The organism is Leptolyngbya sp. FACHB-261, from assembly GCF_014696065.1.
GTDB lineage: Bacteria > Cyanobacteriota > Cyanobacteriia > FACHB-261 > FACHB-261 > FACHB-261.
The window spans coordinates 57,791-78,063 of record NZ_JACJPL010000002.1 but is presented as its reverse complement, the minus strand read 5'-3'; the positions used below and the strand labels follow the sequence as shown (position 1 = coordinate 78,063).

Below are 20,273 nucleotides of genomic sequence, written 5' to 3'. Positions count from 1 at the left end.
GTAGCTAGAGGTCAAAAATGAATTTCATTGAACTCGCGGTGCGCTGGCGGCACGGCACCTTTGTGTTGTTCTGCCTGCTGGCAATGTTGGGGGTGTTTGCCTTACTCAGCCTGCCTCTGGAATTACAACCGGGGGGCGACCGTCCTGAAATCACAATTACCACCACCTATCCTGGTGCAGGACCCACGGAAGTGGAAGACCTGGTGACGCGCCCGCTCGAAGAGCAAATGGAACAGGTGCTGGGCGTCCAGGAGATCAGCAGTAGCTCCCGGGCTGGACGGAGCAACATCACCCTGGAATTTACTCAGGATGCGGATCTGAATGCTCGCTTGGTGGACGTGATCAACCGCCTGCAACAGGCAGATAGCCTACCGCCCGAAGCCGACGAATCCAATGTGGAGCTGGTGGGCGGCAACAGCTCGCCCATGATGTGGATTCCGATGGTGCCGAGGGATGGCAACGGCGATCCCGATCGCTACCGGGATCTGGCAGAAGAGGTGATTGTGCCTCGCCTGCGGCGGGTTGAGGGCACTGGGCAATTTTTGATTGTGGGTGGTCGCCGGCGAGAAGTGGAGGTCAAGGTTGACCCTAGAGCGCTGTCCGATCGCAACCTGACGATCGGCGATGTAGTGCGAACACTGCAAGAAAACAACCGGGATATTCGCGGCGGCCCCCTGATTCTAGGGCGGCGAGAATACCGGGTGAGAACGATTAGCCGTTCGCAGGATCTGTCCCAGATTGAAGGCTTTGTGCTGCGTCGAGATGCCTCAGGAACCGTGTATCTGCGGGATGTGGCTCAGGCACAGATGGGTCGTAAAGTGCAGGACAGTGCTCTGGTGTTTAATGGCACGCCTACGATTGCGATCGGCGTGGTCCGGCAGGTGGGCGCGAACGTGCCCGTGGTTGCCAAAGGCGTGCGCGACACCATTACCCAGTTGGAAGCGGAACTCAATGGCCAGGGCGAAGGGGTTCGGTTTGCCTACAACTACGACGAGAGCCAGTACATTGAGCAGTCGGTTTCCCTGGTCCAAGGAAATCTGATCAGCGGTGCCTTACTCGCCACTGCGGTTCTGGTCTTGTTTCTGGGGTCTCTGCGAACCGTTGCTGTAGTGGCACTGACCATTCCAATCAGCTTGATTGCCATTTTTGTGGTTCTGCAACTGTTGGGGCGGACCTTGAACATCATCAGCCTTGCCGGAGTTGCTTTTGCCGTGGGCATGGTGGTGGATTGCGCGATCGTCGTGATCGAAAACATCTTCACCCACATGCAAAAGGGGAAGAGTGTCATGCGAGCAGCGATCGAGGGCACTCAGGAAGTGTGGGCTGCGATGCTTGGTTCCACCTTGACTAACGTGGTGGTGTTTCTGCCGCTGATTATGGTGACGGGAGAAGCGGGGCAACTATTTGCTGATTTGGCGATCGTTCTTTCCTTCTCTGCCATCTTCGCTCTGTTCTCTGCGATCACGCTGGTGCCGATGCTCTCCGGGCTGTTTCTGGATCAGTCCGAGGCGCAGCGGATGCTCTCCACAACAGGGCAATCCCCATCTCAATCTCCGGCGATGCCTCCCGCCTCTGGCTGGTTTGGCAAAGTGCAGCAAGCGATCTACCGCACCTCTGACATTTTCCGGTATTTCCAAGGCAAGTTAGAGGATTTCCTCGCCGCTACTGTCAGTTGGTCGATTGGACGTAGACGGATGGGGCGCAGGCTGTTGATGCTAGGCATTCCCCTGGGGTTGCTCGTCGTCAGCGTTTTGTTGTTGCCCCCAGCCGATTATTTGCCAGAAGGTAACCGCAACCTGGTGGTGTTACGGGCAGAACCCATGCCGGGAACCAGTATTCCCGAAGCGATCCGGCAGTCCCAGCCAGTACAGGACTTTCTGCGCTCGCAGCCGGAAGTGGAGCGGATCATGTATGTCGATCGTCCGGGGGCGCTGCGGGGGATTGCTACCATCCTCAAACCGGAATTTGCTACCACTCAGGGGCTTGCCGAAATGGTGGATCGGTTGCGGGCGAAAGCCAGTGACTTTGCCGGCTACCGCTTTGTCATCCCGACCCGCATTTCGATCTTCCAGGATCCAGGCAAGGAATTTGATGTGGATATCGTGGGCGCTGACCTGGAGCAGTTAAGCGAACTGGAACAGGACATCACTGGCAAATTGCGGGAGTTACCTGGTGTCCGTAACGTGCGCTCGAACTTTGTCATGGGAGCAGGGGAAATCCAAGTCATCCCCTATCGCGAACGGCTAGCAGAAGTCGGACTGTCGGAAGCCGAGGTGGGTTCCCTGGTGGAAGCAGCGCTGGGCGGACGCTTGGCATCGGACTTTATTGATGGCAAAGAAGAACTGGATATCTCCGTGGAGCTGAGAGATACAGCAGTGGCAACCCCCGAACAACTGCGCCAGCTACCCCTGTTTGCCAGGGGACGCCAGATTCAGCTTGGTGACGTGGCAGAAGTGCGGGAAACCACGGGCCCTGATGTCGTCAACCACGTGGATCTCGAACGGGCAGTCAGTCTGACAATTTCCCTTGCCCCCGATGCCCCCCTTGGCACGCTGGTTCAGCGGACGGAGGATGAGATTCTGGCTCCTCTGCGAGCGCAACTGCCGGCGGGCTATCGTCTAAATCTGTCAGGCTCGGCGGATCAACTAGCGCAAACCGTGGCTCAACTGGCGAGCGCGTTTGCCTTCTCCGTGCTGATTACCTACCTGTTGCTGGTGGCCTTGTATCGCTCGTTCCTTTATCCCCTGGTAATTATGGCAACGGTGCCCATGGGGATGAGTGGGGCCTTGTTGAGCCTGGTGCTGGTCAACCGGGTGCTGGGCTGGGTGGTACCTCTGGATATGATTACCGCTCTGGGGTTCGTGATCTTGACCGGAGTTGTGGTGAATAACGCCATTCTGCTGGTCGATCGCGCCCTGCAATTGCAACAGGAGGGCGAGGATTACGATGCTTCGCTCTACAATGCCACCCGAGATCGTCTGCGAGCCATCTTCATGGCTGCCGGAACCAGTGTGCTGGGCATGTTGCCCTTAGCAGTGGTCCCCGGACAGGGGGCAGAGCTATATCAGGGCTTGGGAATTGTCCTCACGGGAGGACTGACATTCTCCACGATTCTCACACCAACGGTGGTGCCAGCGATTATGGGGCTATTGCGCGATTTCTCTGAGCGCACTGCCTCTAAATCCAAACCTCCCACGCCAAAACCTCAGGTTCAGAACCTTGCTTAAGGCTCGTTTCTTACTAAACCTGCCCTCACCCCTAAATCCCTCTGCCAAGTTTAGAAGAGGGACTTCAATCTACTCTCATACCAATCCTCTCAATGAGAGTTATAAATCAGAACCCCACGCCTACGGCTCCTTCCCTTGGCAAGGGGAGGTTGGGAGGGGTCAAATGTGGGGCGATTAAACAGTGAGTGAGTATTACCCCCCTTCTCCCAAAATTGGGAGAAGGGGTTGGGGGATGAGGGCTGCAGGGATCTTGCAAAAAAGTTGGTCTGAGTATGCACTAGTGTTCTATTAAGAACACTGGCTTTTGCCAAACTAAGAGCCTGCATCTACAATCCAGAGTGATGTCTCCTGTTAAGTTTTCTGGTGATGAACTGCAACTGCGGATAAGGGTGTCGCCATGAAAATTCCAGGCTCGAATAACCTGAGCCCCATTACTATTGCCCGTAGCTTGCTTCCCACCAGGCATCTGGCTCCCCTGCGCGAACTGCTGTTGGATAATCCCCTGCATGAATCGCATCCTGATCACTGAAGACAATCCCCGCATTACTTCCTTTTTAGAGACGGGGTTGCAAGTTCACGGTTTCACCACAATGGTGGTGTCCTCTGCTCAGGATGCTTCTCGCCTTGCGGACAGCAATAATTTCGACCTGTTGATTTTAGATCTGGGACTGCCGGACGGGGATGGTCTAACTGTGATTGCCAGGATTCGGGGTCAGGGCGAAACCATTCCGATCATCGTCTTAACTGCACGCGATGGCGTCGATGATACGGTGATTGCTCTGGAGGCAGGAGCCGATGATTATGTGACTAAGCCCTTTCGATTTGAGGAACTCCTCGCTCGGATTCGGGTGCAACTCCGCAATCGGCAGGTGCCCGGTGCTCGGCAGGAAACGACCTTACGTGTGGGCGAAATCACTTTAGATTTGCTCAGTCGCCAAGTTTGGGTTGGTGATCGCACGATCGATCTGTCTGCCCGTGAGTTTCTGCTTGCCGAAGTCTTTCTACGCCACCCTACACAGGTGCTGACGCGAGAGCAACTGCTCGATCGCATCTGGGGTTATGACTATGACCCCGGTACCAACATCGTCAATGTTTATGTAGGGCATCTCCGCCGCAAGCTGGGAGAAAAACGAATTGAAACTGTGCGTGGGATTGGCTATCGACTCAAGGTCTGAGCGCTCACAGTCTTTGATTAAATGACGGTGTTAATTTGAAGAGCAATAGATTTAACAAGCTAAATCTAACTGCAATACTTTTCGGTAATACTTCTCGGTTAGGGCTGAGCTTGGTGAGGTACCAATTCTCTAAATGAGAGCTATGAATCAAAACCCCAGGGGCTACGGCTCCTCCCCTTAGCAAGGAGAGGTTGAGAGGGGGCAATGGGTAGCGCTTAAACAGTGAGTTGGCATTACTTGTAGCTGGCGACTGGGAACGTTAGGCTGCTCAAATCCTTCACTGACCACTTTGCCTCTTTCGAGAAAGACAAGATCATGCCAATCATCCAGCACAACCCAGGCGATATGTTCCCTTTTCAGATTCTTACAATGATTTGTTAGATTTTTAGGGTGTTAGCGAACTTGCTTGGGTGTCATTCCAGTGAGGCGCTTAAACTGTTGTGTCAAATGACTTTGGCTAGAGAAGCCCACTTGTAAGGCGATGTCCGCGATCGTCAAATCTGTTTTCATCAGCATCGCTTTCGCCCGTTTCACTCGCTGTTGAATCACATACTGATGTGGAGAAATTCCTGTAGCACGTTTGAACAAACTGGCAAAGTAAGTGGGACTGATATTGATCACGCTTGCAAGTTCAGCCAGGGATAAGTCTCGATTAAGGTGAGTGTGAATATAATCGACCGCTTGCTGCAACTGAGTATGAGTTAATCTTCTATTCTCAGATGTAATGACTTGTGCAACTTCAGAATAATGTCGCAGTAGATGAATAACTAATACTTGAGTCAATGATTCGATATACAATCGACCCATCACGCTACCTGACTGCAACTCAGCTAAAAACAGCATCGCAATATGATGAAGCTGTAAATCTTGCTTGCCGAAACAGTTTACGAGGTTGATCCGCCCTGTATCAATTTCGGATGCTTCAGCGACTTGTTCGATCAACTTCGGTTTCAAGCAAATGTGTAGCGGGCAGCAAATGTCACCTTCGTGCTGACGCCAGTAGCTTGGTTGTCCGGCAGGAACAAAGATGCTGTCCCCCCTTTGAACAATGGATTCATGTAGACGATCGTCGCGTTGCTGGATTAAAGAGGTAGGACGCCCCAAGGACAAGTTAAGCCAATGATCTGATATGGCGGGAAGCTCCATTTCAAAGGATGACGGTGAAGAACATTGGCATTGCTCAACTAAAATCCCATTCCAGCCCAGTTGCCGACTGGATAATACCGGAGGTTTATTCAGTCGTTGACCGAGTTCAAGCGGACTAATAAGGTTCCCTGCCATAGCTTTTGTTCTCAGCGTTTATCTCAGCATTGAACTTATCGATTCGACCTGGTGCTACTCTTCAATGATTGCATTGCAGGGAAATTGTATCCGTTTTCACCACGTTCGGTTAGTTTGCTCGGATTCATTGGCTACATTCTTTAGGATTTGTTTATTGTTGGGCTAAACCAACTTCTCTTGAATCAAAGCGCGAGTGGCGGTTAGTGCCTTTGGCTAGGCAGGGCCACCGCAAATTAGTTCGCTGTGAATTCACCATCGATTACTAGAGGCTGTCCCGTGTGTAGCTGGCAGCATCAGAGCAGAGAAACACAACGGCTTGAGCAACTTCTTCTGCCTGTCCAATGCGCCCCACCAGAATCATAGACCCAATATCATCGAACGTTATGCCCATCTGGTCAGCGCTACGAGCCATTAGGTCAGTCGTAATGGGACCAGGATTGACGGCATTAATTCGAATGCCCTGTTTGGCATAGTCGAGGGCGGCCGATCGCGTCGGTTCCTAGGCGCAGCTGATTTGAGCTGTTAGCTTGTGCCCTCAGATTGTGAGAATGCTGTGAAAGGGCTTGGTGGTGTAATTAGCGGTAAAGTTGTTTAATAGTGCAACATAAGGTCTAGAAAATTGGGAATAAGTGTTTACTACAGCAAAATTGCTGATGTTTATGATCAAACTCGCTGGCTGACAGAACCAATCGCTGAGGAAGTTGCAGATTTTATTCTTACTCTAGTCAAGGCAACTCCTGAAACTACTTTTCTAGAACCTGGTATAGGAACTGGGTTAAACGTTCTTCCTTTGGTAAGACGCGGCTATTCTGTGACTGGCATTGATGTTTCCCAGGAGATGCTTAACCAGTTTCGTCAAAAGCTGCCTGAAATTCCTCCGAATCTGAAGCTGATCCATGGGGATGCCTCACAGCTACCTTTTTCAGACACCAGTTTTGACGTTGTGCTAACTGTTCACATGCTCCACTCTGTTTCCAACTTAGAAATATTTTTAGACGAGATCGATCGTGTCCTAAAACCAAAGGGTTTTTATCTTAATGCTCAATGGATTACTCCACCCGCAAGACTAGAATTTGAGCAGCATTTCAGAACTATCTTATCCAAGTATGAAGAGCCACAACCTTCACAACAGCCACGTAGAGTAACTAATAGAATTAACGTAGAAGATTATTTGCGTAATAAAGGGTATCAGTGTAATTATTTGATAGCTAAGGAATGGACGGTAAGCAACCAAGTTCAAGAATTACTCAGTTTCTACAGGTTACGGGCGTACGGGTTGTGTTGGCTTGTTCCAGATGAAGCGTTTCATTTTGCAATGGAAGAGTTTGAAGTATTTTGTCATGACTATTACGGTTCATTGGAGGTGGAGTTATCATCTCAAGCACGATTTGAGATATGGGCATACACCGCTTGAACTTGCTTGGCTGGTTGACCTCTCTGTGTGTATGCTTGATGGCGCAGCACCCCAATAATAGAATATTGCCCTTGGTGGGAGCATACCAAAGTTACCAAGGTAATAGAAACTGGTCATAGTGATGATTGAAGCTTCTGGCGCTTCTGCCTGCTATCGATTCTGCTAGAGTGGCAGCAAGTAGCCTAATTTGCCTAAAACTTGCAGGATTTGGTCGGGCCATGCGTCAAATTCAAACCAAGCTTTCAACTGATATCTGGGTGAGTGCTACCTGGGACGAATACCTTCAGGCTGCTAGCAATCCCGCCTATGCAGAAGCTAAAGGTTACTACCACAATGGACGCATGAGGCTGGAAATGGCTCCGCTTGGCAATCCTCATTCCCGTGACCATTTCATTGTGATTGCTGCGATCTCTCTCTTTGCCACAGTTCGAGGCATTGATTTGGATGGTCATGACAACTGTAGCTATCGCAAGATGGGAAGTGAGGAAGCGCAGCCGGATGTCTCGTTTTACCTGGGGGCTAATGCTGAGGCTATTCCTTGGGAAGCGACGATTATTGACCTTGATGTTTACCCAGCTCCTGACCTTGTGATTGAGGTTGCCTATTCTTCGCTGGCGGATGACAAGGGGGAGAAACGACTACTGTACGAATCACTGGGCGTTCGGGAGTATTGGATTATTGATGTCCAAAATGTTCAGGTGCTTGCGTTTGAGATTCAGAATCGAGGTAGTCGCAGGATTGAGCAGTCTCAGGTGCTTTCGGGTTTGGATATTGCACTGTTAGAAGAAGCTTTTCGGCGTAGTCGGCAGATGAATCATGGCAAGGTTAGTGCTTGGTTGTTGTCTCAGTTTCAAGCTTGAAGCTCACTATTGGCAATTCTACGGTTTGGCTATGATATAGAGCAGAGAAGTGCGAGAGATTTGTGATAGAAATCAAGGCATTTATTTGGCAGGAAGACGGCGTGTGGTGTGGTTCGGTGCCAGCTCTTCCTGGTTGTCACACTTGGGTTGAGGACTATGAACATTTACTAGAGACCCTTGAGGATGCTATTCGGAGCTGTCTGAATGTTGCTATTCAGAAAGACCTTGGGGATGATAAACAGTGGATTGAACCATCTGTCCGAACTTTACTCTCAGTAATTTTCTTTGAAAGCTTGTTAATGGCATAGCTGTTTATTGTCTGACCTACACTGCCTGGAATTGAATTAGTTATGCAATCTTTACACACTCAAAACAAGATTAATGAGTTGATGGCAGTTTTTGTGTCTCAGGTCAAAGGCGCTACATCAATGGGGAGGACTGATATTAACAAGGTTGCCGAGACAGTTTTAATACCCTTGTTCAAAGAGATATATGGCTACACTAAACTCAAAAACCTAAACACTGACGAGAGAGCTAACTATCCCGCTATCGATTTAGGCGATGAAATAGCAAGGGTTGCGATTCAAGTTACTTCGACAACAGATAGTGAGAAGATAAAAGACACCTTGCGCGGCTTTGTAGAGCACAAGCTTTATGAGAAATTTGATCGATTGTTTGTCTATATTTTGACTGAGAAGCAGAAGACATACTCAGGGCGCGGTTACCAAAATATTATTCAAAATAAATTTCTATTTGATAAGAACAAAGATGTTCGTGACTATCGAGACCTGCTTGCTGTTGCGTCTAATTTTCAAATCGATAAGCTTCGCAGAATCCTGAATATCTTAGAGGCTAACTTTGGGAACACCGGAACTCCTCTTTTAATAGAACCTGAACCGCCTGCGTTTGAGACAGTTCATCTCAATCTGCTAGAACTGTTTTTCCCTAAAAATTTGTACATCTCTGACATAAGTATTGATAGAGAAAGAGTCATTGACGGTTCTGTAAATGAAGGTTTGGGGCTTAATAGAGACGCTTCTACACGAGACGTAGTGCGTGCTGCCTTAGGACAAGCAGGTGTAAGCTTTGGGCTAGACTGGGTCTGCCATAAAGGAAGGATTGTGACCTTTCATGATCTCAGAAATAGTGATTTGCCACTCTCAACAATTATTGACCGCAGAACAACAACTTCAATTGATCCACAAGAATTTTATGAGATTGACGACGATCATGAAAACATATTCAAGTCCTTGCTAGGCCGTTGTTTGCAACAAAAACTATATCATCAACATGTCGTTTGGCAGCATCAAGACAAGGTTTTTATTTTTTCCGAGGTCGAAGGTTCTACAACGCGTAAAGAAGAGTGGTACAGCGACAAGAAGAATACTCGTACTGTTTACGAACGGGTGATGAAGAATAACAAGCCTGATGAGATCTTCTACTGCAAGCACTTTGCCTTCCGAACCAAATACCAGAGGTTTGGGCAAAACTGGTACCTTTGCATTGTGCCAGATTGGTTTTTTAGTTTCGACGGCTACCGTCGCTCTTTCTACGCTAAGGAGAAATTAGATTGGCTAAAACGGCATGAAAATGACAGAAGTATTTATAATCACTTAAGTTTTATCGCAGCATTTCTAAAGACTGAGCGACCTTTAGACCTATTTTTTACAAGGCGCCATTATTCCTTCCTGTCTTTTGGAGAGCTTGTCACCTTTGATGATTCCCCATCCCTGAATGATGATGATTGGAACCCTAAAACCTTGGGGGATGCCAACGTTAGTACAGATGAATTAAAGCAAATAGAGCTACCCTTGGAACTATGAAACTGCACTATATCAAAGAACCCTCTCTAGAATTTGGTCGAGGCTCCCATGTCTGTCCTAGAGCTGGTATCACAGAATATGATGTCTATGATACAAGGCTCAAAATCAGACGTGAGCGAGTCTTGATTGGTGCAGTAGGGACTAGTGATATGTTATCCAAACTGCATGCTTGGTTGGACAAGTGCTCACAACTAATTCCCCCACAGGCAAACAGCAGACAACCTAATCTCAGGGTTGCATTCTGCGGGTTTAGAACAGATCTGGGATTTAGATCAGAATTAGTAATTGATGAAGAAATTACCAGAACGCTGAGCCATTCAGATATTAATGAGATCATTAAGATCAAGAGCTGGAATGAACGAGTTGATGCAACAGTAGAGCTTTACTACCGGCAGGCTAAATTTTTAGCTCAAAACCGGGTGGTGGACGTAATTGCCTGCGTACTACCAGCTAAGTTGTACGATTGCATTTCTAAATCAGACGTATCTCTTGTAGAGGAGTCTCTAGAGGATAAAGATGAACAAGATAACGACGATCTAGAAGTTAACTTCAGACGAGCACTCAAGGCCCGAGCAATGCATCTTGGGAAACCTTTGCAAATCATTAGAGAGACTTCTTTAGAACCTAACTCTAGAGGTCAACAAGATGATGCAACAAAAGCATGGAATTTGTGTACGGCTCTCTATTACAAGACTAATCAGACGGTGCCTTGGAAGCTTTCGACTAATATCAATCGCCCCTCTGTTTGCTTTGTTGGGATTAGCTTCTACCGAAGCCGTGATCGCAGAATACTGAATACCAGCCTTGCTCAAATCTTTGATGAGCTAGGTAACAATGTCATCCTTCGAGGTAACCCTGTTGACCTCGGTAAAAAAGATCGCAGGCCTCATCTCAGTGCAGAACAAGCCTTTGAGTTACTAAAACGCGCCTTGATTGAATATGAAATTGCATTAGACACCTCTCCAGCTCGGCTTGTATTACATAAGTCCTCAAAATACAGTGATGAAGAGCTGGATGGCTTTGAGGCAGCTACCAGAGAAATGCGAGTTCGCAAAATTGACTTTGTTACTATCCTCGATAGCGATTTTCTTCTTCTACGAGGGAATGACTATCCAGCTTACCGAGGCATGCATGTAGAGTTTGATGATAATAACCACTTACTCTACACTAGAGGCTAAGTTAGCTACTATAGAACATACACTGGGAAGTATGTTCCGAAACCTCTAGAGATTCGGATTGTTAGAGCTGATGAGTCTCCTGGCAAATCACACCAGGAGATTTTAGGCTTAACCAAAATGAATTGGAATAATACTCAGTTTGATGGTAAGTATCCAATTACATTGTCATGCTCTCGCAAGGTTGGTCAGATCATGAAATATCTTGGTCCTGACGATGATGAGCCACAGATTAGTTATAGTTTTTATATGTGACTCTAAATGCTCAAAATCTTTACGTGATTGACCTCCCCCAGGCCGATATTGCATGAAATATGGAAGGCGGATGGGCTGGCTGGTTGACCCACGGAGCAAACGATATTTGTTTATTTGCCTCAAAAGCTGCCTAAGGCGTTTGATGAAGCGGCCGTTCAGTTGCCTGTTCCGTCCTTTGTCTGAGTTGCAGCTACGGTTGGAGAACTGTTTGGTTGGCTGTTGAAGCCAGGCAAGCCCTTGTTGTTTGACCAAGCAGGGTAAATATCCCCCACTCAAGGGAGTGAGGGCATGGTTAGGTCTCTAAAAGCCTTAGTTCTGTCGCGCCTTGTTCTCCTCGACGGGTAAGTTGGCAGGAGCTACAGCATCACCGTTGTAGATGTTCCAACCCGGATGCTCCGACTCAAACAGCCACTTGAACTTGCCCGGTTGGTTGCCCTCCCCGTGCGCAAGCTTGAGCGCGGCATGGCCCAAATAGTAGAACGTTGCTCCCACAGGGAGCATGCCAAACGTATAGACAGACCTGGTCATCGGTAAACCCTCAAAAAATTAGCAGAGGAAAACCGGGGCAGTCAGAAAGCCATGTGATAGCGACTACCCTGGTAGCCGCCTGCGGGGTACCCCTAGACCTCGGTCCAGAGTTGGGGGCAGTCGATTAGACTACCCTTAGCCCCTAGTCCTTGTCATGGTCTAGGGGTTAGTCCTGGCAGGGTGTAGCTAGCACCTTACCAGGACGACAACCGCAAGCGGCTGAGGTGTAAATTACACCAGCTAGCTCGATCTGGCAAGTGGTTTATATCAGCTCATTTTTGAAGCACTCCAGATTGACCCCTCCCAACCTCCCGTTGCCAAGGGGAGGAGCAAGCCAACGCTTCAAGTCAGGCTGGTCACCAGGACAACCAATCTGGTGACCAGCCCAATAAAGCTGGTCACCAGGGTAACGAATCTGGTCACCAGCTTAATAAACTTGGTTACCAGCCCAATAAATCTGGTTACCAGGACAAGCAATCTGGTTACCAGGCTAATAAATCTGGTTACCAGCCTAATCAATCTGGTCACCAGGATTAACTTATGTGTCTAACTTAAAAGAACTTAACCCCTGTTGATGGCAAGTTGGGGTGTGCCTTTAGAAAATCTACTGAGAATTAATAGTCAGTTCTGAAAGGGCCATAAATTTTTCGTGAATTTTGCTGGTAGATTATTCAGACTTCAAGGGCAAATTGGAATGAGAAGTCTTTCCGGTAATAAAACCAATGCCTCGTAAAAAAGGAACATCTCTAGAGCTAGAGAAAGCCGAAATTCGCGCCTCTGGCCTGCGTGCCGTTGACCCAAACATGGACTTTGGTAACTCTGTTTCGCTCAGCCGTCTCACCAGTCTTCTCGATCAAGTCCACGCCAAAATTGACGCTTACAACACAGCTCTAGCTGCGATTAACTCTTCGCAACTGGAAATCGCGGCTCTAGAGAAAGCAGTCAGTGATGTCTCCAAGAATCTGTTACTCGGCGTTGCCTTTACCTATGGCAGAGATAGCCATGAATATGAGGTAGCCGGTGGCGTGCGAGATAGCGAACGCGTCCGTAGAAGCGTCAACACGCGCCTCAAGGGAGAAGCGCCCAAAACCACAAAGTCTCCGGCTTAGCCAGCAGCTTTAGTCAGCAGCTTAGTAATAATCGGCAGGTGAAGGTTATAACTCTTCTGCCTTCACCTATCGATTCTGCTAAAGTGGCAGGCAGTAATCTAATCTACCTATCCAGCGCTATCAATATTTGGTAGGCCGCCTTCACGCGAGCTGGAATGGGATAGTTCTTGTTCGCCATTATCACAATACCGATGCCCTTGGTGGGAACAAAGGCAACATAGGCGCCGAACCCGTTCGTCGAGCCGGTTTTGTTGATCAGCACATTCTCCTGCGGTGACAGCGGCGGGGCAAGTCTGGTCACCTCGTTGGCCTTAAATATCACTTGCGGCGAGTTCCCTGCAAGCAGCTGCTCAAGATTTATTGGATAGGCATACATCTCCCATCCCAAGCCCTGCGTCATGTCGCTGACCTTAAAGTATCCGGTGTGCGTTCCAGCAATCGCGCGTTGGAGGGTTGCGTCCAGATCCGTGCCGTTCATATTTGCCTCAACGAACTGGATCATGTCTGACGCAGTTGTCTTCACGCCATAGGCTTCCGAATCCAGAACGCCAGGCGTCACTCGGGTTGGCTTGTTATCTTTCGAGTAGCCATAAGCGTATTGGCCCATCTGGTCTTGCGGGACCCTGAGGTAAGTGTGCGTCAGGCCAAGCCTCGGGAAAAGCTTCTTTTCCATCAGATCATCGAAAGGCTCGCCCATGCTTTTAGCGGCCAGATAGCCAAACAAGCCGATGCTCGGGTTCGAATAGAGCCGATGGGTACCAGGCGTATAACTCGGGCGCCAGCCTTTGTAATAGGCGATCATCCCTTCCTGATCACTGACATCGTCCGGAAACTGCAGGGGTAGACCGCCTGCCGTATAGGTGCCCAGATCGAGAAGGCTAATTTGGTCGAAACTGCTGCCAGTGAGTGCGGGCAGATATTTGCTTGCGTGATCGGACAGAGACAGAGTCCCACTCACTTGCGCATAGGACGCGAGGGTTGCTGTGAAGGTTTTGCTGATCGAGCCGATCTCAAAAATCGTATTCTCAGTGACCTTTTGTCCGCTCTCCTTCGAGGCGACACCGTAATTAAAGAAATATCGCTTTCCCTCAACCGTGACCGCCACAACCATCCCCGGAACATTGTTCTCGTCCATAAGGGGCCGAATCGCCTCGCTCACGACTTGCTCCAATTGGCTTTGGTCTCCGCTATCGGTAGCGTGGGCGCAGGCGCCGAGGAAAAAGGAAATGGCAGCAATAATTCCAACCTTCAAAACAGAAATTTTCATCGCAACAGATATATAGTCTTTGTAGGGGGGGTTCAAGTCTATCGTGGCAAGGATACTCCCTCTCTAGCTCAACTGGGATTGCGTCTTGTGCGACCAGAGGGCAAATTAAAAACAAAGCCCTAAAGGCCAGCACTATGACTCGCTGGGGTCGGCATCACTGGGCAATTGAGGGTTTCTTCGAAACGATAAAGTATCGCTTTGATCTAGATCGTTTTGGTTAACAAACCCTGTTGGGTGTTTAAGGATAGTTGGTCCTATCTTTAACTGCTGATAAAGGTGAGAAGCGGCTTTTGTATCAAGTTTTAGGAGTAACAGAATATTGGATTATTGATGTGCAGAATATGGAGGTTATAGCGTTTGGAATTGTCGATGGAGGTAGTAAGCGCATCCAGCAATCTCAAGTCTTGCCTCTAGCCATTGGCCTGCTCCAGGAAGCCTTTCAACGTAGCCGTCAGATGAACCAGGGCCAAGTCTTTGCCTGGTTAATGAGCCTGGTTAATGAATCGGTTCCAGGCGTAGAAACGAGCTTTGTTCAACCCTGGTATTTCTATATCTCTAAATCGCTATAGCTGAAGCAGTCAGCCCTAAGGCTGACCGGCCCTGAAGACATTGTTGCTCCTGTGACAGATGAGTTAAACAAACCGAGCGACTAAGGTTCTATCTAGATTGCTGCATTTTTGGCTAGAACTTCCTTTCGGATTAATCGCTCGGAGACTCTAAACTATGCGTTGGGAATTTGGTCGCAAAAGCACCAATGTCGAAGACAGACGCGGCTCAGGTATTTCTGGTCCTGTGGCTGTCGGTGGTGGGCTTGGCGCAGTTGTCCTGTCCCTGCTGGTGGCTCTGTTAGGTGGCGACCCCAGCGTCATTCTGGACCAGGGTGGGTCCACGGGTGGCTCATCTTCCCAAGCGCCCGCAGGTGCACCCCCTGCTGAGGACAAACAGGCTCAGTTCGTTTCAGTCGTCCTTGCCGATACAGAAGACACCTGGAGCGATATCTTCAGACAGTCTGGTGGCGACTATGTAGAGCCAAAATTAGTTCTCTATTCCAACGCTGTAGAGTCTGCCTGTGGTTTTGCCAAATCAGCAGTTGGCCCCTTCTATTGCCCTGCCGATCAAAAGCTCTACATTGACTTGAGCTTCTACGATGATCTGCAAACTAAATATCAAGCCCCCGGCGACTTCGCCCAGGCCTATGTAATTGCCCACGAAGTCGGTCACCACGTCCAGAATTTGCTAGGTGTTTCTCAGCAAGTTCGAGCGGCGCAAAGACAAGTTAGCAAAGAAGAAGCTAATCAACTCTCCGTGCGACAGGAGCTACAAGCAGACTGTTTTGCAGGTATCTGGGCCAATCGTGCGCAACAGTCACGCCAGATTCTGGAAGAAGGTGACATCGAAGAAGCAATCAACGCCGCTAGCAGTGTTGGTGATGACCGCTTGCAGAAACAAGCTCAAGGTTATGTTGTGCCGGACTCTTTCACGCATGGCAGTGCAGCGCAACGGGCGCGCTGGTTTAAGCGTGGAGTCGAAAGTGGCAACCCTGAGCAGTGCGATGCTTTCTCAGCTGAAAACCCCTAGAACTTGTCAAATTGGCTCTGATTGAGCATTGAGGAATTGCAGCCTCGAGGGGTGCTTCTGAGCTAGAACCTCTATCTCTGGGTAGAGGTTCTGTTTAGGTTTTAGGGGCTTCAAGCTTGTGTTCTTTTGGGTGTGTTCTTTTGTGTTTTTTGCCTACTGCTTTCTGTCCAGAAATAACCTGGAAAAGCTCGGAAGAAATAGCCTGGAAATAGCACTGCTTAGCTATTGTTTGAGCCTGTATTCTTGGGCCTGCATCGCTTGCACTTGTAACAAGACCTAACACAGTATCATCGGCCCCCAGAACTGAAGTGACTATACTAAAGCAACGGGCGGTAACAAACTTATGACAGACCTTTTTAAAGAATTTGAAGACTTTGTTGATAAGGGAGTTGGCGACTTCCTAGATTTCGTTCGCGAAATAGAAGGACGAGCGGATCTAGGAGAGTTTAAGACGCCCGTGCAGCGCAACTCCCGCAGTAATGCAGGCAACAATACTGGTAGCCCTGGCGGCAATACTTCAACGGCTACTAGTTGGGCCGGTTCGCAGCAAGCCAATTCACAGCAAGCCAATCCTCAGTCAACCTCTGCCGCTGCGACTGATGAGGTAATTGTCACGCCCCCACCACCGGGCAGTACGCCAGCGGTTTCCTTGGAAGGGGTGGGCGGTTTAGCCGAGGTTCTGCAAGAACTGCGGGAACTGGTCGAGCTGCCGCTCAAGCGTCCCGATCTGCTCACGATGTTTGGCCTGGAGCCTACCTCCGGGGTGCTTTTAGTGGGGCCACCGGGGACCGGCAAAACTCTAACCGCCCGAGCTCTGGCTCAAGATTTAGACGTTAACTACATCGCCATTGTCGGACCGGAAATCATCGGTAAGTTCTACGGCGAAGCTGAGTCGCGCCTGCGGAGTCTGTTTGAGAAAGCGGCGCGCTCTGCTCCCTGTATCATCTTCATCGACGAAATTGATAGTTTGGCCCCCGACCGCAGCCAAGTAGAAGGCGAAGTCGAGAAGCGGGTAGTGGCTCAGCTGTTGAGCTTAATGGATGGCTTTGCCCGCACCAAAGGCGTGATTGTGTTGGCAGCAACCAACCGACCCGAGCACCTCGACGCAGCCCTGCGGCGACCAGGGCGGTTTGACCGAGAAATTCAGTTCCGTGTTCCTGACCGAGCCGGACGGCTGGAGATTCTCAAAATTCTGACCAAGCCAATGCCCCTGAGTAAGTCTGTAGACTTGGCAGCAATTGCCGATGCCTCTGTGGGCATGGTCGGTGCCGATCTGAAAGCCCTCTGCCAGAAGGCAGCTTATACCGCCCTGCGTCGTTCGGTGCCGCTCCTTCAAGGGCCAGTGCCCCGTGGCCTGAACCTGACGCAAGCCGATTTTCTCCAGGCACTCAAGCAAATCAAGCCTGCGGTTCTGCGCTCGGTAGAAGTTGAAGCCCCTAAAGTCACCTGGGACGAGATTGGTGGGCTAGAGAGCGTCAAGCAAACGCTGAAAGAGTCGGTCGAGGGGGCCTTGCTGTACCCCGAACTCTATCACCGCACCAAAGCCAAAGCGCCGCGCGGCATTCTGCTCTGGGGGCCACCGGGAACCGGCAAAACTCTGCTAGCCAAGGCGGTTGCGGCACAAGCTCGGGCCAACTTCATTGCCGTCAATGGTCCCGAACTGCTGAGCAAATGGGTGGGAGCCTCGGAGCAGGCAGTGCGAGATTTGTTCGCCAAAGCGCGGCAGGCCGCTCCCTGCGTGGTGTTTGTGGATGAAATTGACACCCTGGCTCCGGCTCGGGGCAGTTTTCAGGGCGACTCGGGCGTGAGTGACCGTGTGGTGGGCCAGTTGCTCACTGAACTCGACGGTTTGCAAGACTGCCCTAACGTCTTGCTGGTGGGAGCGACCAACCGCCCCGAAGCGCTGGACCCGGCCTTGCTCAGGTCTGGACGTTTGGACTTGCAACTGAAAGTTGATTTACCAGATCAGGCCAGCCGCCTAGCGATTTTAGAGGTCCACAATCAAGACCGGCCTTTGGCGGGTGTGGACTTGGCTCACTGGGCGGCTGAAACTGAGGCCTGGAACGGCGCTGACCTCACTCTGTTAAGTAACCAGGCGGCGGTGGAAGCGATTCGTCGTCACCGTCGGCAAGGACACAGCGACCCCAGCACGATTCAAATTACGGCTGATGACTTCAGCGCGGCTCACCAGCAACTGGTCACCCAACGACAACAAACAAGCTGAGTTTTGAGGTCTGGTCCTAGCCGTGGGCTAGGGCGTGGAATTACTGGCAATGAGATGATGGGCCTGAAGGTGAAAGGCAGCATTCGATTGTGCATCTTGTAGGAGACGTGAATGAGAACATCCGCGCAAGAGCCCCAGCCAGGGCTCGCACTGCCCATTGCAACCCTGGTCGCGATCCTGGCAACCCTGACCGTCAACGTCCTGTCGAATTTCTTTCCGCCGCAAGGGCTAAATATTGGTCAAATTTCCAACACCATTCTGCGAGGCGTGCAGATTACGCCTGCTAACTATGCCTTTGCAATTTGGGGCTTAATCTACCTGGGCTTGATTTGCTATGGCATCTACCAGTTGCTTCCGGCGCAGCGCAGTAATCTAACCCTGCGTCAGGTGGATACGCTGCTGATTATTGCTTGCATTGCTCAGATTATTTGGGTTTATCTCTTCACCCTGCAACAGTTCTGGCTTTCGGTCGTGGCAATTCTAGCCATCCTATTGCCATTGATTGGGGCTTATCTGCGCTTGGGTGCGGGTCGCCGCCCGTCGCGAACGCAGCGATGGCTGGTGTATGTGCCCTTGAGCATCTATTTGGGTTGGATTTCGGTTGCCACAATTGTCAATGTCGCCTCTGCCCTCTACAACTCCGGTTGGAATGGTTGGGGCATTTCTGCTGAAGGTTGGACGGTGATCATGCTGATCGTGGGCGCTGCTATTGGTGGCCTGATTGCGCTTCGCCGCGCAGATGTTGCGTTCACGCTGGTGTTCGTCTGGGCCTATGTGGCGATTGCTGTGCGTCAGGTTGACAATCCTGCAATTCGACTAACGGCAGGTATGGCAGCGATCGCAATGATTGCCTTGCTAGTGTTTAGCCGCAGTCGCAGGTCATCTAGACCTGGGAGCTTAGACGCCTAGCAGCAGGAGACTAAGAGTCAAGGTTGCGAGGGGAGGTTACGAGGGGAGTTCTGCATCTGGCCCAGGTTTTCCTATAGCAGTATGCGCCTGTGGCAGCATGAAAAAGCTGCTTTTCGCGTTTGCTAGCCGATGTCTTCAACCGGTCCCGCCCCCCAGCCCGCTCCCCAGATTGTCCGTCAGCACCTTCAGAATGTTCGTTTGGCTTTTCTCCGTCTCCACAAAGCGTTGCTGGATTCGGAGCGAGTGCAGTACGAACGGGTTCATGGTCGCATTGCTACATCCGGCGATTTCTTTCGGCTAGTGATTGGCCACGAATGGTTTAACTGGCTGCGTCCCATGTCTCAGTTTGTGGCCCAAGTGGATGAAACCCTGGCAGCGAAGCAGCCGATGACCCTGGAGCAGGTGAATGGATTTCTTGCCACCGCCCGCCAATTAATCCGTTCCTCCGCAGAGGGTACGCCGCAGGAGCAACGTTACTACCAGGCGATAGAACGCGACCCAGAGGTTGCCAGACTGCATGTTGTGGCGGCAGACTTGCTAGCGGATCCCGCGCAGTGAGTGGGCTAGTAAGCTCTAAATCTGAGAGCTAAATCTGGGCTCTAAACCAGAGCTAGATCAATTCTCTTATTGAGAGCTAAAAATCAGAACCCCACCGCCTACGGCTCCTCCCCTTAGCAAGGGGAGGTTAGGAGGGGGCAATGGGTAGTGATTAAAAAGTGAAAGTGATTAAAAAGTAGCCAGCATTACTCTGAGCCGGAGCTAGAGAAGTGGCAGCCAGTAATGCTGGGTCAAACTAATACGGTGCTTTGTCTGCTTTGTTCTGCCACTCTTCAAAGGCAACTAGAGCTTGCTCCTGCATGAGCTGATCCATTGGCAGTTGGCGGCGCTCTATGGGCAGCGCGAGTTCCTGGTAGATCGACAGGCTATTGAAGCCAAATTGAGCGGCGTCTTCTTTAGTGTTGGCATAGTAGACCCGAGCTAGTTTTGCCCAATAGATTGTGGCCATGCACATGGGGCAGGGTTCGCAACTAGTGTAGAGTTCGCAGCCTAGCAGTTGCCAAGATTGCAAGCTTTGGCAGGCTTCACGAATCGCTGTCATTTCCGCGTGGGCGGTTGGGTCATGGCGGGAGGTGACCTCGTTCATGCCTCTGCCGATAATCTCGCCATCTTTCACAACCACGGCTCCATAGGGTCCCCCTTTGCCAGTGCGCATACTGTGCAGAGACAGCGCAATTGCCTCTTGCATAAAGGGATTGTTTGAGTCTGTCATTGAATCACTCCTAGCCAGCCTGAGCACACCATTAGCTTTGCCAATCAGTTTTGCAACCTTGCAAAACTAGCCTCTCGTACTTTAGCGGTTTTGTAAGTTCTGGCCGAACAGACATAGAAACCTGCTCAATTAGCTTTGGCAAGCTTGAGTGTAACCACCACCACGATCAGTCTTCGTG

The 20,273-nt window shown here is 50.2% G+C and carries 17 protein-coding genes and 2 pseudogenes; 14 read left to right on the top strand and 5 right to left on the bottom strand.

Going from position 1 to position 20,273, the window contains the following annotated elements:
- The first annotated feature begins 17 nt into the window (after positions 1-17).
- From H6F94_RS02505 to H6F94_RS02500, 3 genes are all read left to right on the top strand, one after another.
- The gene (locus H6F94_RS02505) at positions 18-3,227 is read left to right on the top strand and encodes an efflux RND transporter permease subunit (RefSeq protein ID WP_190800673.1); all 3,210 of its coding nucleotides are present in this window, start codon (positions 18-20) and stop codon (positions 3,225-3,227) included.
- 397 nt (positions 3,228-3,624) lie between these two features.
- Positions 3,625-3,756 (top strand): hypothetical protein, encoded by a 132-nt coding sequence (locus tag H6F94_RS32785; protein WP_277877964.1) that lies wholly within the window; start codon positions 3,625-3,627, stop codon positions 3,754-3,756.
- Positions 3,734-4,402 (top strand): response regulator transcription factor, encoded by a 669-nt coding sequence (locus H6F94_RS02500; RefSeq protein ID WP_190800672.1) that lies wholly within the window; start codon positions 3,734-3,736, stop codon positions 4,400-4,402. Before H6F94_RS32785 ends, H6F94_RS02500 begins: the two co-directional genes overlap by 23 nt.
- 393 nt (positions 4,403-4,795) lie before the next feature.
- On the opposite strand, the gene H6F94_RS02495 is transcribed toward H6F94_RS02500, so the two are convergent.
- Positions 4,796-5,683 carry an AraC family transcriptional regulator gene (locus tag H6F94_RS02495; protein WP_190800671.1) on the bottom strand — a complete coding sequence of 296 codons (888 nt, stop codon included), beginning with the start codon at positions 5,681-5,683 and terminating at the stop codon, positions 4,796-4,798.
- A 262-nt stretch (positions 5,684-5,945) separates the two neighbouring features.
- A pseudogene (locus H6F94_RS02490) lies at positions 5,946-6,164 on the bottom strand (SDR family oxidoreductase); the annotation flags it as partial.
- A gap of 138 nt (positions 6,165-6,302) precedes the next feature.
- On the opposite strand from H6F94_RS02490, the gene H6F94_RS02485 reads away from it, so the two are divergent.
- The 4 genes from H6F94_RS02485 (at position 6,303) to H6F94_RS02470 (ending at position 10,958) form a co-directional block, all read left to right on the top strand.
- Positions 6,303-7,097: a class I SAM-dependent methyltransferase gene (locus tag H6F94_RS02485; RefSeq protein ID WP_190800670.1), complete on the top strand. Its 795-nt coding sequence runs from the start codon at positions 6,303-6,305 to the stop codon at positions 7,095-7,097.
- Between the two features lie 218 nt (positions 7,098-7,315).
- Positions 7,316-7,957: a Uma2 family endonuclease gene (locus H6F94_RS02480; RefSeq protein WP_190800669.1), complete on the top strand. Its 642-nt coding sequence runs from the start codon at positions 7,316-7,318 to the stop codon at positions 7,955-7,957.
- Between the two features lie 350 nt (positions 7,958-8,307).
- Positions 8,308-9,780 (top strand): SMEK domain-containing protein, encoded by a 1,473-nt coding sequence (locus tag H6F94_RS02475; RefSeq protein WP_190800668.1) that lies wholly within the window; start codon positions 8,308-8,310, stop codon positions 9,778-9,780.
- Positions 9,777-10,958, top strand: a complete 1,182-nt coding sequence (locus H6F94_RS02470) for an argonaute/piwi family protein (protein ID WP_199320153.1) — start codon at positions 9,777-9,779, stop codon at positions 10,956-10,958. The genes H6F94_RS02475 and H6F94_RS02470 overlap by 4 nt, the downstream gene beginning before the upstream one ends.
- A 561-nt stretch (positions 10,959-11,519) precedes the next feature.
- Here H6F94_RS02470 and H6F94_RS02465 read toward each other — a convergent pair.
- The gene (locus tag H6F94_RS02465) at positions 11,520-11,738 is read right to left on the bottom strand and encodes a hypothetical protein (RefSeq protein ID WP_190800667.1); all 219 of its coding nucleotides are present in this window, start codon (positions 11,736-11,738) and stop codon (positions 11,520-11,522) included.
- A 722-nt stretch (positions 11,739-12,460) separates the two neighbouring features.
- On the opposite strand from H6F94_RS02465, the gene H6F94_RS02460 reads away from it, so the two are divergent.
- Entirely contained in the window at positions 12,461-12,847 is a 387-nt protein-coding gene (locus H6F94_RS02460) for a hypothetical protein (protein ID WP_190800666.1), read from the top strand.
- Positions 12,848-12,950: 103 nt separating this feature from the next.
- On the opposite strand, the gene ampC is transcribed toward H6F94_RS02460, so the two are convergent.
- A complete protein-coding gene (ampC, locus tag H6F94_RS02455; RefSeq protein ID WP_190800665.1) occupies positions 12,951-14,114 on the bottom strand; it encodes a class C beta-lactamase in 1,164 nt (387 codons plus the stop codon).
- Between the two features lie 33 nt (positions 14,115-14,147).
- Between ampC and H6F94_RS33395 the strand changes: the two are divergent.
- The 6 genes and pseudogenes from H6F94_RS33395 to H6F94_RS02430 all read left to right on the top strand — a co-directional run.
- Positions 14,148-14,329 (top strand): annotated as a pseudogene (locus H6F94_RS33395) (hypothetical protein); the annotation flags it as partial.
- A gap of 33 nt (positions 14,330-14,362) precedes the next feature.
- Positions 14,363-14,683 carry a Uma2 family endonuclease gene (locus H6F94_RS02450; protein ID WP_190800664.1) on the top strand — a complete coding sequence of 107 codons (321 nt, stop codon included), beginning with the start codon at positions 14,363-14,365 and terminating at the stop codon, positions 14,681-14,683.
- A 154-nt stretch (positions 14,684-14,837) separates the two neighbouring features.
- On the top strand, positions 14,838-15,692 hold the full coding sequence (gene ypfJ / locus H6F94_RS02445) for a KPN_02809 family neutral zinc metallopeptidase (RefSeq protein ID WP_190800663.1): 855 nt from the start codon (positions 14,838-14,840) through the stop codon (positions 15,690-15,692).
- 343 nt (positions 15,693-16,035) lie between these two features.
- On the top strand, positions 16,036-17,916 hold the full coding sequence (locus H6F94_RS02440) for an AAA family ATPase (RefSeq protein WP_190800662.1): 1,881 nt from the start codon (positions 16,036-16,038) through the stop codon (positions 17,914-17,916).
- Between the two features lie 111 nt (positions 17,917-18,027).
- Positions 18,028-18,825, top strand: coding sequence for a TspO-related membrane protein (locus H6F94_RS02435; RefSeq protein ID WP_190800661.1), 798 nt, complete (start codon positions 18,028-18,030; stop codon positions 18,823-18,825).
- Between the two features lie 129 nt (positions 18,826-18,954).
- Positions 18,955-19,383: a hypothetical protein gene (locus tag H6F94_RS02430; RefSeq protein WP_190800660.1), complete on the top strand. Its 429-nt coding sequence runs from the start codon at positions 18,955-18,957 to the stop codon at positions 19,381-19,383.
- Between the two features lie 235 nt (positions 19,384-19,618).
- Here the strand turns inward: H6F94_RS02430 and H6F94_RS02425 are convergent, their stop codons facing one another.
- Positions 19,619-20,095 carry a nucleoside deaminase gene (locus H6F94_RS02425; RefSeq protein ID WP_190800659.1) on the bottom strand — a complete coding sequence of 159 codons (477 nt, stop codon included), beginning with the start codon at positions 20,093-20,095 and terminating at the stop codon, positions 19,619-19,621.
- Positions 20,096-20,273: the final 178 nt, after the last annotated feature.